General features: G+C 73.3%; 13 protein-coding genes and 1 riboswitch. Of the genes, 11 read left to right on the top strand and 2 right to left on the bottom strand.

Annotated features, from left to right (window positions below):
• Positions 1-246 precede the first annotated feature (246 nt).
• Positions 247-376, top strand: a riboswitch (FMN riboswitch).
• Positions 377-526: 150 nt separating this feature from the next.
• The 11 genes from ribD to B4U46_RS06605 all read left to right on the top strand — a co-directional run bounded on the left by ribD (position 527) and on the right by B4U46_RS06605 (position 10027).
• Positions 527-1657 (top strand): bifunctional diaminohydroxyphosphoribosylaminopyrimidine deaminase/5-amino-6-(5-phosphoribosylamino)uracil reductase RibD, encoded by a 1131-nt coding sequence (ribD, locus tag B4U46_RS06655; protein ID WP_079424895.1) that lies wholly within the window; start codon positions 527-529, stop codon positions 1655-1657.
• Positions 1658-2281, top strand: a complete 624-nt coding sequence (locus tag B4U46_RS06650; protein ID WP_079424893.1) for a riboflavin synthase — start codon at positions 1658-1660, stop codon at positions 2279-2281. It abuts the gene before it with no gap.
• Positions 2278-2931: a nicotinamide mononucleotide transporter family protein gene (locus B4U46_RS06645; RefSeq protein ID WP_185117253.1), complete on the top strand. Its 654-nt coding sequence runs from the start codon at positions 2278-2280 to the stop codon at positions 2929-2931. The genes B4U46_RS06650 and B4U46_RS06645 overlap by 4 nt, the downstream gene beginning before the upstream one ends.
• Positions 2928-4232, top strand: coding sequence for a bifunctional 3,4-dihydroxy-2-butanone-4-phosphate synthase/GTP cyclohydrolase II (locus B4U46_RS06640; protein ID WP_079424891.1), 1305 nt, complete (start codon positions 2928-2930; stop codon positions 4230-4232). Before B4U46_RS06645 ends, B4U46_RS06640 begins: the two co-directional genes overlap by 4 nt.
• Before the next feature lie 94 nt (positions 4233-4326).
• A complete protein-coding gene (gene ribH, locus B4U46_RS06635; protein WP_042817356.1) occupies positions 4327-4812 on the top strand; it encodes a 6,7-dimethyl-8-ribityllumazine synthase in 486 nt (161 codons plus the stop codon).
• Positions 4813-4893: 81 nt separating this feature from the next.
• Complete coding sequence (locus B4U46_RS06630) at positions 4894-5166, top strand: phosphoribosyl-ATP diphosphatase (protein WP_079424889.1); 273 nt, start codon at positions 4894-4896, stop codon at positions 5164-5166.
• Positions 5167-5233: 67 nt separating this feature from the next.
• Complete coding sequence (gene hisG / locus B4U46_RS06625) at positions 5234-6082, top strand: ATP phosphoribosyltransferase (protein WP_079424888.1); 849 nt, start codon at positions 5234-5236, stop codon at positions 6080-6082.
• Between the two features lie 34 nt (positions 6083-6116).
• Positions 6117-6581, top strand: a complete 465-nt coding sequence (locus tag B4U46_RS06620) for a PH domain-containing protein (RefSeq protein WP_079424886.1) — start codon at positions 6117-6119, stop codon at positions 6579-6581.
• Positions 6582-6787: 206 nt separating this feature from the next.
• Positions 6788-8185: a hemolysin family protein gene (locus B4U46_RS06615; protein ID WP_079424885.1), complete on the top strand. Its 1398-nt coding sequence runs from the start codon at positions 6788-6790 to the stop codon at positions 8183-8185.
• Positions 8182-9243 (top strand): hemolysin family protein, encoded by a 1062-nt coding sequence (locus tag B4U46_RS06610; protein ID WP_079424883.1) that lies wholly within the window; start codon positions 8182-8184, stop codon positions 9241-9243. Before B4U46_RS06615 ends, B4U46_RS06610 begins: the two co-directional genes overlap by 4 nt.
• 211 nt (positions 9244-9454) lie before the next feature.
• Entirely contained in the window at positions 9455-10027 is a 573-nt protein-coding gene (locus B4U46_RS06605; RefSeq protein WP_079424882.1) for a helix-turn-helix domain-containing protein, read from the top strand.
• 12 nt (positions 10028-10039) lie between these two features.
• On the opposite strand, the gene B4U46_RS06600 is transcribed toward B4U46_RS06605, so the two are convergent.
• A complete protein-coding gene (locus tag B4U46_RS06600) occupies positions 10040-12007 on the bottom strand; it encodes an AAA family ATPase (protein WP_079424880.1) in 1968 nt (655 codons plus the stop codon).
• 376 nt (positions 12008-12383) lie between these two features.
• Complete coding sequence (locus B4U46_RS06595; RefSeq protein ID WP_079424878.1) at positions 12384-13019, bottom strand: uridine kinase family protein; 636 nt, start codon at positions 13017-13019, stop codon at positions 12384-12386.
• Positions 13020-13287: the final 268 nt, after the last annotated feature.

Raw genomic sequence — 13287 nt, 5'->3', positions numbered from 1 at the left:
AAAAGTGGCGCTGGTTGGCCCGTGACGTGCGCACGTCGACAGGCCGGACTCCCGGGAAGATGAAGGGAACGTTAAGAGGACTAGACCAACCCGTCAATAGGTCTGGACCAACCTCGGATCCGGCGCGTGCGCGACGCTGTCGGCGCAAGAGGAGCGCTCAAGGACGGCACTCTTGTGAGCCAGGCCACAGCGCTTCACTCGCATGGCCGCCGATCCCCCGTGGCACACTGGCCCTAGTACCAGTAGCAGCGCACTCCGGGGTCGGTGTAATTCCGAACCGGCGGTATAGTCCGCGACCCGTCCGCAGCCAGCGGCCGGTTGACCAGGTGAAATTCCTGGACCGACGGTTAAAGTCCGGATGGGAGGCAGTGCGCGGCGGGCAGTCACCGGTACGCCGCCGCCGGCGGTCCACCGCCGTATCCCCCGGGATACGTGCCGGACGGACCGTTTTCCGGCCCCCGGCGTCCCCGCGTGCGCTTTCCCGCTTCATCTGTCGTATCCCGACAGGCCCCGGAGTCCGTGCCCGATGAGGCAGGAGGACCCGGTGGCGACACACACCGCGCAGGCAGCAGCCGACCCGAGCATCACCGCGATGCGCCGGGCCATCGAGCTGGCCTCCCGCGGACTCGGCTCCACCAGCCCCAACCCCGTCGTCGGCTGCGTCATCACCGACCCCGCGGGCGCCGTCGTCGGCGAGGGCTGGCACCAGCGGGCCGGCGGCCCGCACGCCGAGGTCCACGCCCTGCGCGCGGCCGGGGACGCCGCCCGCGGCGCCACTGCCTACGTCACCCTCGAACCCTGCAACCACACCGGCCGTACCGGCCCCTGCGCGCAGGCGCTCATCGACGCCGGGATCACCCGCGTGGTCTACGCCGTCTCCGACCCGAACCCGCAGGCCAGCGGGGGCGGCGCCACCCTGCGCGGCGCCGGGATCGCCACCGAGGCGGGCCTCCTCGCCGACGAGGCAGAGCAGGGCAACGCCGCCTGGCTCACCTCCGTGCGCCTGGGCCGCCCCCACGTCACCTGGAAGTACGCCGCCACCCTCGACGGCCGCAGCGCCGCCGAGGACGGCAGCAGCCGCTGGATCACCTCCGCCGAGTCCCGCGCCGACGTCCACCGGCTGCGCGCCGAGGCCGACGCCGTCCTCGTCGGCGGCGGCACCCTGCGCACCGACGACCCCCACCTGGCCGTACGTGGCATCGACCGGGCCGTCCAGCCGCTGCGCGTCGCCCTCGACACCCGCGCCGCACTCCTCCCCACGGCCCGCATCCTCGACGACGCGGGCCCCACCCTGATCGTCACCGGCGAGGACGCCGACACCCGCCACCTGCCCGGCGCCGACGTCCTGCGGCTGCCCCTGCAGGACGGCCGGGTCCCCGTCGCCGCCCTGCTCACCGAGCTGTACGACCGCGGGGTGCGCTCCGTCCTCCTCGAAGGCGGACCCACCCTCGCCGGAGCCTTCCTGGAGGCCGGCGCCGTCGACCGCGTCGTCGGCTACATCGCCCCGGCCCTCCTCGGCGCCGGCCCCGCCGCCCTCGGCGGCGCCGGCATCACGAACATCGCCCACGCCGTACGCCTCGACATCACCGAGGCCGTCCGCAGCGGCACCGATCTGCGCATCACCGCCGTTCCCGCCAACGCCCCCAAGGAGCACTGAGTGTTCACCGGAATCGTCGAAGAACTGGGCGAGGTCACCGCCGTCGAGCAGCTCGCCGAGGCCTCCCGCTTCCGCCTGCGCGGCCCGGTCGTCACCGAGGGCGCCAAGCACGGCGACTCGATCGCCGTCAACGGCGTCTGCCTGACCGTCGTGGAGACCGCGGACGGCGAGTTCACCGCCGACGTCATGCAGGAGACCCTCAACCGCTCCAGCCTCGGTGCCCTGGCCGAAGGCTCCCGGGTCAACCTGGAGCGCCCCATGGCCCTCGGCGGCCGGCTCGGCGGACACCTGGTCCAGGGCCACGTCGACGGCACCGGCCGGATCCTCTCCCGCACCCCCTCCGAGCACTGGGAGCTCGTCAAGATCGCGCTCCCGGCGGACCTCGCCCGCTACGTCGTGGAGAAGGGCTCCATCACGGTCGACGGCGTCAGCCTCACCGTCGTCGAGGCCGCCGCCGACTACTTCACCATCAGCCTCATCCCCACCACCCTCGCGCTGACCACCCTGGGCATCAAGCAGCCCGGCGACCCGGTCAACCTGGAGGTCGACGTCCTCGCCAAGTACGTCGAGCGCCTGCTCGCCGCCGGCGTGAACCCGCTGCACGCCGAGGAGGCGCAGAAGTGAGCGCCCTGACCTGGCTGAACTCCGAGGCCTTCACCGCCTTCGGCCAGAAGATCATCTGGTCCGACGCCATCGGCAACACCATGGGCCTGATCGCCCTCGCCCTGGGCTGGAAGCGCTCCATATGGACCTGGCCGACCCAGTTCCTCTCCGGCGCCATCCTCTTCGTCGCCTTCGCCGCCGGACACCTCTCCGGCAACGCCGGCAAGCAGGTCGTCGTCATGCTGGTCGCCCTGTGGGGCTGGGCCCAGTGGACCCGCGGCAAGCGGCAGGCCCAGGACGCCTCCCTCGCCGTGCGCTTCGCCACCTGGCGCGAGCGCGGCCTGCTGCTGGGCGCCGCCGCCGTCGGCACCCTCGCCGTCACCGGGCTGTTCACCCTCTACCCGTGGATGTCCTGGAACCCGCTGCCGGACGCCTACATCTTCGTCGGCACCATCGTCGCCATGTACGCCCAGGCCAAGGGCCTGGTCGAGTTCTGGTTCGCCTGGCTGCTCGTCGACGCGGTCGGCGTCCCCCTCGCCTTCACCAGCGGCTACGCCTTCTCCGCGTTCGTCTACGTGATCTACGGAGCGCTCGTGCTCTGGGGTGCCTACGACTGGTACCAGCGCTCGCGCACCACTCCCGCCCCGGCCCTCGAAGGAGCAACGGCATGACCCCCCTCCTCAAGCCCGTGCCCGACCCGGCCGACTCCGACACCGCGGAGTCCTTCCGCCTCGACCCCGTCGAGCAGGCCATCCGCGACATCGCCGCCGGCCGGCCCGTGGTCGTCGTCGACGACGAGGACCGCGAGAACGAGGGCGACCTCGTCATCGCCGCCGAGAAGGCCACCCCCGAGATCATCGCGTTCATGATGAGCGAGTGCCGGGGCCTGATCTGCGCGCCGATGGAGGGCCCCGAGCTGGACCGCCTGGAGCTCCCGCAGATGGTCCGGCACAACACCGAGTCGATGAAGACGGCCTTCACCGTCTCCGTCGACGCCGGCGCGGCGCACGGCGTCACGACCGGCATCTCCGCCGCCGACCGGGCCACCACCCTGCGCCTGCTCGCGAACGGCACCTCCGAGCCCGGCGACTTCGTCCGCCCCGGCCACATCTTCCCGCTGCGCGCCAAGCCCGGCGGCGTCCTGGTCCGCAACGGCCACACCGAGGCCGCCGTCGACCTCGCCCGCCTCGCGGGCCTGCGCCCGGCCGGCGCCATCGTGGAGATCGCCGGCGAGGACGGGGTCATGCTGCGGCTGCCCGAGCTGATCCCCTTCGCCCGCAAGCACGGCCTGACGATCATCTCCATCGAGGACCTGATCGCCTACCGCCGCTCCGCCGAGCCCACCGTCCGCCGCGAGGCCGAGGTCAGCCTGCCGACCGCCGCCGGCGAGTTCACCGCGTACGGGTACCGCTCCACCGTCGACGGCGTCGAGCACGTCGCCCTCGTCCACGGCGAGATCGGCGACGGCCGGGACGTCCTCGTCCGGATGCACTCCGAGTGCCTGACCGGCGACATCTTCCAGTCCCAGCGCTGCGACTGCGGCCCCCAGCTCCAGGCCGCCATGGCCCGGGTCCAGGCCGAAGGCCGCGGGGTCATCGTCTACCTGCGCGGACACGAGGGCCGCGGCATCGGACTGCTGTCCAAGATGCGCGCCTACGAGCTCCAGGAGCGCGGCCGCGACACCCTGGACGCCAACCTGGAACTCGGCCTGCCCGCCGACGCCCGCGACTACGGCGCCGGCGCACAGATCCTCGCCGACCTCGGCGTGCGCACCGTCCGGCTGCTGACCAACAACCCCGACAAGGCGGCCGCCCTGGAGGACCACGGCATCTCGGTCGCCGGCCGCGAGCCCATGCCCGTCCAGGCGGGCGAGCACAACCTGCGGTACCTGCGCACCAAGCGGGACCGCATGGGCCACGACCTCCCCTGGCTGGAGGGGGCCGTGCCCACCTCCGCCTGCGGCAACCAGTAACACGCACCACACGCACCACCCAGCACACGCACCACGCACCACCCACCCCACCCGTCAACCCGGTACCGAACCGGAACCCCCGAGGAGCAGAGCTGTGAGCGGCAAGGGCGCACCCGTACTGAGCGTGAAGAACTGCGGCGACCTCCGGGTGGCCGTGATCGCGGCCCAGTGGCACGAGAAGGTCATGGACGGCCTGGTCGACGGCGCCCTGCGGGCCCTGCACGAGCTGGGCATCGACGAGCCCACCCTGCTGCGCGTCCCGGGCAGCTTCGAGCTCCCGGTCGTCGCCAAGGTGCTCGCCGGACGCGGCTACGACGCCATCGTCGCCCTCGGCGTGGTCATCCGCGGCGGCACCCCGCACTTCGACTACGTCTGCCAGGGCGTCACCCAGGGCCTGGTCCAGGTGTCCATCGACACCGGGGTCCCCGTCGGCTTCGGCGTCCTGACCTGCGACAACGACGAGCAGGCGCTGGACCGCGCCGGCCTGGAGGGCTCGAACGAGGACAAGGGACACGAAGCGGTCACCGCCGCCGTCTCCACCGCCATGACCCTGCGGACCGTCAGCGAGCCCTGGCGCTAGGGCCTCGCTTCCGGACGGCCCAGTCCACGGAGTGAACCCTGGCACCGGGGGCCCCGGGCGAACCCGTACCCTAAGGGCATCATGGCGAACAAGACCTTTGAAGAGCTCTTCACCGAGCTCCAGCTCAAGGCCGCCGAAGGCGACCCCAGCACCTCCCGCACCGCCGAGCTCGTGGGCAAGGGCGTCCATGCCATCGGCAAGAAGATCGTCGAGGAGGCCGCCGAGGTCTGGATGGCCGCCGAGTACGAGGGCAAGGAAGCCGCCGCCGAGGAGATCTCCCAGCTGCTCTACCACGTCCAGGTGATGATGGTGGCGCGCGGGATCTCCCTCGACGACGTCTACTCCCACCTCTAGGCCGGAGCTCTCCACCGCGGGCCCCCGCCCACCCACCCCTTACGCACCCAGCACAGAAGGAAGCCCCATGCTGCGCATCGCCGTCCCCAACAAGGGTTCGCTCTCCGGACCGGCGTCGGAGATGCTCCATGAGGCCGGCTACCGCCAGCGCAAGGAGTCCAAGGAACTCGTCACGGTCGACCCCGACAACGAGGTCGAGTTCTTCTACCTCCGCCCGAAGGACATCGCGATCTACGTCGCGTCGGGCAAGCTCGACATCGGCATCACCGGCCGCGACCTGCTGCTGGACTCCGGCGCCAACGCCGAGGAGATCCTGCCGCTGAACTTCGGCCGCTCCACCTTCCGCTACGCCACCAAGCCCGGCACCGCGAAGGGCCCCGAGGACTTCGGCGGGATGACGATCGCCACCTCCTACGAGGGCATCGTCGCCAAGCACCTCGCCGACCTCGGCGTCGACGCCTCCGTCGTCCACCTCGACGGCGCCGTCGAGACCGCCATCGAGCTCGGCGTCGCGCAGATCATCGCCGACGTGGTCGAGACCGGCACCAGCCTGCGCAACGCCGGCCTGGAGGTCATCGGCGAGCCGATCCTCAAGTCCGAGGCGACCGTCATCCGCCGCACCGGCGCCGACGGCGACGACCCGAAGGTCGCGCAGTTCCTGCGCCGCCTCCAGGGCGTCCTGGTGGCCCGCAGCTACGTGATGATGGACTACGACTGCCGCGCCGAGCACCTGGAGCGCGCGGTCGCCCTCACCCCGGGCCTGGAGTCGCCGACGATCTCCCCGCTCCACAACGAGGGCTGGGTCGCCGTCCGCGCCATGGTCCCCGCCAAGGAGGCCCAGCGGATCATGGACGACCTGTACGAGCTCGGCGCGCGCGCGATCCTCACCACCTCGATCCACGCCTGCCGCCTCTGACCGGCCGGCCCGTCCCCGAAGGCATCACCGCACCATGAGCGAGTCCGCCGCCCAGCCCGCACCGCCCGAACTGCCGGTCACCTTCCGGCCGAACCGTACCCGTGCGGTGCTGCTGGGCGTCGGCTCCGTCATGTTCGCCACCATCACGGCGATCGCCCTGCTGCTGGAGAACCTCAGCCCCGGCGAGCGGATCAGCTTCGTCGTCACCGCCGTCCTGATGGCCTCCGTCCTCGTCCTGCTCAGCCGCCCCAAGGTGGTCGCGGACGAGGCCGGGGTCACCGTGGTGAACCTCACCACCACCCGCCGCCTGGAATGGGCGCAGATCCTGCGCGTCAACCTCCGCCCCGGCGACCCCTGGGTCTTCCTCGACCTCAACGACGGCACCAGCCTGCCCGCCCTCGGCATCCAGCCCGGCATCGCCAAGGCCCGCGCCATCGGCGACGCCCGCGCCCTGCGCGCCCTCGCCGAGGCCCACGGGACCGGCGCCGCCGGCCGCTGAGCCCGGCGCACACGCACCCGCCCGCTGCGTCCCATTGCGGCGGCGATCTCAATGACTACCCTGGTGGGGCGGCGCACCACAGCGCCCACCCACCCGCCCCGGGACCCCGTGGCCCGTGGGCACCTGCGACCAGAGGAGTGACTCCCTCCAGCAATGGACGGATCGTCCGGTAGTACCCGCGCCGCCCTCCCCGTGGAGGCGGCGGCATGACCATCCCGCTACTGCTGCTCGTGGCGGCATTCGCCCTGATCCTCGCCAACGGTTTCTTCGTGGCGGCCGAGTTCGGCCTCGTCACGGTGGAGAAGCCCGAGGCCGAACGGGCCGCAGCCGACGGTGACCGCCGTGCCCGCACGGTGGTCGAAGCCCTGCGGGAGCTGTCCTTCCAGCTCTCCGGCACCCAGCTCGGCATCACCATCACCTCCCTCGTCGTCGGCATGCTCGCCGAACCGGCCCTCGCCTCGCTGCTGTCGAAGCCGCTCGCCGCGACCGGCCTGCCCGACGGGGCCGTCCCCGGAGCCGCCGTCCTCATCGGCATGCTGCTCGCCTCCGCCGTCCAGATGGTCGTCGGCGAGCTCGTCCCGAAGAACTGGGCCGTCTCCAAGCCGCTCCAGGTCGCCCGCTTCGTGGCCGGCCCGCAGCAGGCCTTCTCCCGGGCCCTGCGGCCCGTCATCTCCGGCCTCAACGCCGTCGCCAACCGCCTCGTGCGAGCGCTCGGCGTCGAACCCGCCGAGGAGATGGCCTCCGCCCGCACCCCCGGCGAGCTGGTCTCCCTGGTCCGCCATTCGGCCCAGGCCGGCGCCCTCGAACAGGACACCGCCGACCTCTTCGTCCGGACCCTCTCGCTGGGCGAGCTCACCGCCCAGCACGTCATGACCCCCCGGGTGAAGGTCAGCGCCCTCCAGGACTCGGCCACCGCGGCCGACGTGCTGAACCTGACCCGTGCCACCGGCCTGTCCCGCTTCCCGGTCTACCGCGAGCGCATCGACGAGATCACCGGGGTCGTCCACCTCAAGGACGCCCTCGCCGTGCGCGAGTCCGAGCGCGCCCGTACGACCGTCGGCCGGATCTGCGTCGCCCCGCTGCTGGTCCCCGGCTCCCTGCCGGTCCAGCCGCTGCTGGAGCGGCTGCGCAGCGAACAGCCGATGGCCGTGGTCGTCGACGAGTACGGCGGCACCGCCGGTGTGGTCACCCTGGAGGACATCGTGGAGGAACTCGTCGGCGAGGTCCGCGACGAGCACGACCTCGCCGAGGACGACAGCCACGAACTGGCGGCCGTGACCGCCGAGGACGGCCGCCCCTCCTGGGAGGCCGACGGCAGCTGCCGCGTGCACACCCTGCGCCGCATAGGCCTGGAGGTGCCCGAGGGCCCGTACGAGACCGTCGCCGGTCTCGTCGCCGACCTCCTGGGCCGGATCCCCGCCCCCGGGGACCGGGCCGAGCTGCCCGGCTGGAAGCTGTCCGTCCGTCAGGTCCGGCGCAACCGGGCCGAACGGGTCCGGCTGGTCCGCCTGACGGCGGTGCCGCAGGCCGTGGCCGAGGCCGTCCCGCAGCCCGCCCGCGCCGCCGGGCGGCAGCGGGCCGAGCTGGAAGGCGCCGCCCGGTGAACGCCCTCCAGCTGCTCTTCGCCCTGCTCCTTGTCCTGGCCAACGGTTTCTTCGTCGGCGCCGAGTTCGCGCTCGTCTCCGTGCGCCGCAGCCAGATCGAGCCCCTGGCGGCCGGCTCCAAGCGGGCCCGCCAGGTGCTGTACGGCCTGGAGAACCTGCCCCGGATGATGGCGGCCGCCCAGTTCGGCATCACCCTGTGCTCGCTCACCCTCGGCGCGGTCGCCGAGCCCACCGTGGCCCGGCTGCTGGAGCCCGTCTTCGAGGCGGTCCACGTGCCCGAGGGCCTGGTCCACCCGCTGGGCTACGCCGTCGCGCTGGCGGCGGTGGTCTTCCTCCACCTGGTCATCGGCGAGATGGTCCCCAAGAACCTCGCCATGGCCGCCCCCGAGAAGACCGCCCTGTGGTTCAGCCCCGGCCTGGTGGCCTTCGCCCGCCTCTGCGGGCCGGTCACCACCGCCCTGGGGGCCTGTGCCGCGTTCGTGCTGCGGCTGTTCAAGGTGGAGCCCAAGGACGAGGTGGAGGCCGTCTACACCAGCGCCCAGCTCGGCCGCCTGGTGCAGGACTCCCGGCAGGCCGGGCTCCTCGAACCGGTCGAACAGGAACGCCTGGAGGACGCACTGGAGCTGGGCAGCCGCCCGGTCACCGACGTCCTGCTGGCCCCGGGCCGGCTCGTCACCGTCGGCCCGGCCGTCACCCCGCGCCAGATCGAACAGCTGACCGTGCGCACCGGCTACTCGCGCTTCCCGGTCCGCTCGGACAGCGGCGCGTTCATGGGCTACCTCCACGTCAAGGACGTCCTGGACCTGGAGGACCGGGAGCGGGCCGTCCCGCAGCGGGTGTGGCGCCGGATGACCACCCTGTGCTCGACGCTCCCGCTGGACGACGCCCTCAGCGTCATGCGGCGCGACGCCACCCACCTGGCCCAGGTCGCCGACACGTCCGGCCGGGTCCTGGGCCTGGTGGCCCTGGAGGACGTCCTGGAAATGCTGGTGGGCGAGGTCCGCGACCCCGCCCACCGCGTCCCGCCCCGCCGCCGCGCGGGAGCCCTGACGCCCTGAATCCGGCCTCGCCGGCGCTCGAGGCGCGGGGGTCCGGGGCGGAGCCCCTGGGGGCACCTCTGGGGGTCCCCCGGACGGAGTCTGGGGGAGGTAGCCGGGGGAGGAACGGAGGCAGGGCGGGCCGGGGAGAGGCCCCGCGCACTGGCCCGCCCAGCCGCACCCGGCACCCGGCACCCGGCACCCGGCGGACGGCGGACGGCACAATGGTCCCGTGGACCCGGAAACGGAACAGGTACTCGACGCCATCGGCCCCCGCCTCCGCCGGCTCCGCCACGACCGCGGCCTCACCCTGGAGGCCCTGGCCGCCACCACGGGGATCTCGGTGAGCACCCTCTCCCGCCTGGAGTCCGGCAAACGCCGCCCCACCCTCGAACTGCTCATCCCCCTCGCCCGCACCCACCGCGTCGCCCTCGACCAGCTCGTCGGCGCCCCGGCCACCGGTGATCCCCGGGTCCACCTGGAGCCCCTGCGCAAGCACGGCCGCGTCATCGTGCCCCTGACCCGCTACCCGGGCCGGATCCAGGTGTTCAAGCAGGTACTGACCCCGCGCGAGCCGAAGCAGGTCACCCACGAGGGCCACGAGTGGTTCTACGTCCTCGCGGGCCGGGTGCGCCTGCTCCTCGACGACGAGGAGTTCGTCCTCCACCCCGGCGAGGCCGCCGAGTTCGACACCGCCCGTCCCCACTGGTTCGGCCCGGCCGACGGCGGAGCCGCAGAGGTCCTGCACCTCTTCGGCCCCCGCGGGGACCAGGCCGTCGTCCGCGCGGGCCCGCCGGCCCCCTGACGGCCGGCCGGGCTACACCGCCGGCGGCTCCGGCCGCTCCTGCGGCCCCCGCCCCGACAGCACCTCGCCGTACGCCTGCATCAGGTCCGCCAGCCGCAGCGTCGCCAGGTCGTCGCGCGAGGGCTCCCCGGCGAAGCCCGCCAGCCGCAGGTCCCGGTAGGCGCAGCTCTTCTCGTACAGGGTGCGCAGGAACCGCCCGTTGCCGAGCTCGTCGATCCAGCCCTGCTCCACCACGTGCCCGCTGATGCTGCGCAGTTCCTCCAGCGCCTCCTCGTCCCAGCGGTCCCCGTTCGCGTCGGCCAGCACCCCGCCGATCGCGGTCAGTTCCGCCGGCCGGTAGCTGGGGAAGTCCACCCTGGTCGTGAACCGCGAGGACAGCCCCGGATTGGCCGCCAGCAGCCGGTCCATGCCCGCCGGATAGCCCGCCAGGATGACCACCAGGTGGTCCCGGTTGTCCTCGGCGCGCTTGAGCAGCACCTGCAGGGCCTCGTCCCCGTACGCGTCGCCCTTGCTGTAGCCGGAGTTGGACAGGCTGTACGCCTCGTCCACGAACAGCACCCCGCCGATCGCCGAGTCGATCAGCTCGTTCGCCTTGACCGCCGTCTGCCCCAGGAACTCGCCCACCAGATCGGCCCGTTGCGCCTCCACCAGATGGTCCCCGCCCAGCAGCCCCAGCGCGTAGAAGACCCGCCCCAGGATCCGCGCCACCGTGGTCTTGCCCGTCCCCGAGGGCCCCGAGAAGACGAAGTGCCGCTTCGGCGGCTGCACCGGGAGCCCCTGCGCGGCCCGCAGCCGGGCCATGTGCAGCTGCGCCGAGAGGGCCTTCACCTGCCGCTTCACCGGCTCCAGCCCCACCATCCGCTCCAGCTCCGCCAGGGCCTGTGCCAGCGCCTGCGGATCCGCCGGACCGGCGGGCAGCCCGGCGGGGGCGCCCTGAGCGGGGAGGGTCACCTTGTGCCGTACGCCCTCCAGCCGGCCCGTCCCGGCCGACGGCCCGAAGCGGGGGTCCGGCGGCTCCCCGGGCGTCGGGGGATCGGCGTCCACCTGCCCGTCCGGGGCCACGTCCTGCACCGGCCCCCCTCCGCCGCCCAGCGCCACCGCCGTGTAGTCCCCGCCGGCCGGGGAGAGCCCGTGCCCGGCGAAGCCCTCGGACAGGTGCCCCCCGTACCCGGCGTACCCGGCGGCGTCCGCCATCCCGGCCATGTCGTCGGGGTCGGTGCTGTCCTCGATGGCCGTCAGCCGCGCCGCCGTGTCCATGAACGCCGGGTCCACCCGGTGCACGGCCCGGTACAGCGGCAGCGCCGCCGCGCTGCGCCCCGTGCCCTCGCGGGCCCGCGCCAGCCAGTACCGCAGCTCCTTGCGCTGGGGCTGCTCGCTGCGGCAGCGCATCAGCGCCGCCGACAGCATCGGCTCCGCCTGCCCGTACATCTCCAGCCGGACCCGGGCCATCCCGCCGAAGAGCCCCGCCTCGATGCCCAGCAGCGGGTCGTGGACCAGCGGCTCGGTGTGCCGTACGAGCTGCTCCCAGTCCTTGACCAGGTACGCCCGGCAGGCGTGCAGGAACCGGACCTGCGGGTCGGTGTCCACCGGGGGCAGCGCGGCCAGGGCCTGGTCCAGCTCGGGGACGTGGCGGCCGTCCAGCCAGTGGGAGGCGTGGGCCAGCAGCAGGTCGCGCCGGCTCTCCAGCACCGGTTGCACCCACCAGCCGAGCCAGTACCAGGAGTTCAGGGTCCGGCGGTGGCGGGTGCGCTGCTCGCCGAAGCGGTCGCGGTGGGCGTACATGCGCAGTAACGCGTTGGTGGTGTCCACGCGCAGCGCGTGCAGCCCCAGCCAGGCGTCGGCCATGGCGGGATCCAGGCCGACGGCCGTGCGGAACTCCTCCTCGGCCTGCGGGTAGGCGCCCATGGTGCAGGCGTCGACCCCGCGCAGCCAGGCGAGTTCGGCCGGGGCGTGTGCGCTGCCCGGCATGCCGAAGTCCATCACGTCCCCCACAAGCCTGCCCGTTGCACGCGGCAACCCGCGCGCCGAGCGCGCGAGTCGTCCACCCGGCCGATGAAATCAGGGCTGCATCGTACCTGCGGTGACGCACCTTACCCAGGGTGCGGTGGACACGGGTCGGGGGTATCCCCCGGAAGCGTGAGGTGACTCAGGGTGAACGTCGGTGGGCGGAGAGGCGCGCCCCACGCCCGGCCGGAACCTGCTCCGGGCAGAACGAAGCCCCCGATCACGGGGGAACAACCGGGGGCTTCGTGTCCGCGGCGGCCTTCACAGACCGCGCATTCAGAACGTAAGGCCGCATCCGGGCCCGGGTCAAGCGGCTCGGGGAAGCCCTGGTGCCTCCGTCGCGCGGGAGGGCTCAGGCCTGGGGGAGTCCGTCACGTTCGGTGAGCGCGAGGGGCGTTCCGGGGGTCGCAGAAACCCCGGAAGTCCACTCGTATCCCGTACCGCTCTGGCGCACCAAGGTGTGCGCGAAGGGGCGCGAAGGGTCGTCCGAGAAGTGCGCGAGCTCGGCGCGCTCCCATCCGTCCCAGAAGGCGGAGAGTTCGCGCCCGTCCCGTTCCCGTCCCCGCCCCCAGGAGGTCTCACGGGGCGTCTCCATCCACAGCAGCCGCGCCAGGTACGGCCGCAGCGCCCGCCGCCCGGCCCCGACCCCCTCGACCAGCAGCACCGGGGCGGGCTCCAGCACCTGCTCGGGCCCGAAGCGGCGCCGGTCCCAGTCGTACGGGGCCCAGCGCGCGGGGCGCCCGGCGGCGAGCGGCTCCACGACCTGCGTACGCAGCCGCTCCCACCAGCCGAACAGCTCCGCATGGCTGGCCACGTCGTCCAGGTGCAGCACGGGCGCCCCGCCGAGCGCCTCGGCGAGGCGGCCGGCGAAGGTGCTCTTGCCGCTGCCGGCGTGCCCGTCGACCCCGATCACCCGGACGGGGCCGAGGGAGGGCGGGAGAGCGGCGAGCTCGTGCGCGAGCGGTTCGAGTGACGCGGTTCCTTCCACCCGCCCAGCCTAGGGCCTGTCGTCAAAGTCCCGTCTGCCCCGCGGCGTCTGGCACGCACTCTCGCCGCACCGGGAGCACGGCCGAGTACGTCCAGTACGAGGCCGTGCCCCCGGCGCACCGGGAGCACGCACCAGACGCCGCGGGGCCGCCCTCCGGGCGACGACGGGACTTTGACGACAGGCCCAAGGGCCTGTCCCGCCCCTACGCCGCTGCGCGGAGCCGCTCCCCGCCCCGCCCTTCCCCCGTTCCCCGGGGCCTCCGCCCCGG

The sequence above is a fragment of the Streptomyces katrae genome (assembly GCF_002028425.1).
Taxonomy (GTDB): domain Bacteria; phylum Actinomycetota; class Actinomycetes; order Streptomycetales; family Streptomycetaceae; genus Streptomyces; species Streptomyces katrae_A.
The sequence above is the reverse complement of the archived record's forward strand: the minus strand, read 5'-3'. Positions and strand labels throughout refer to the sequence as shown.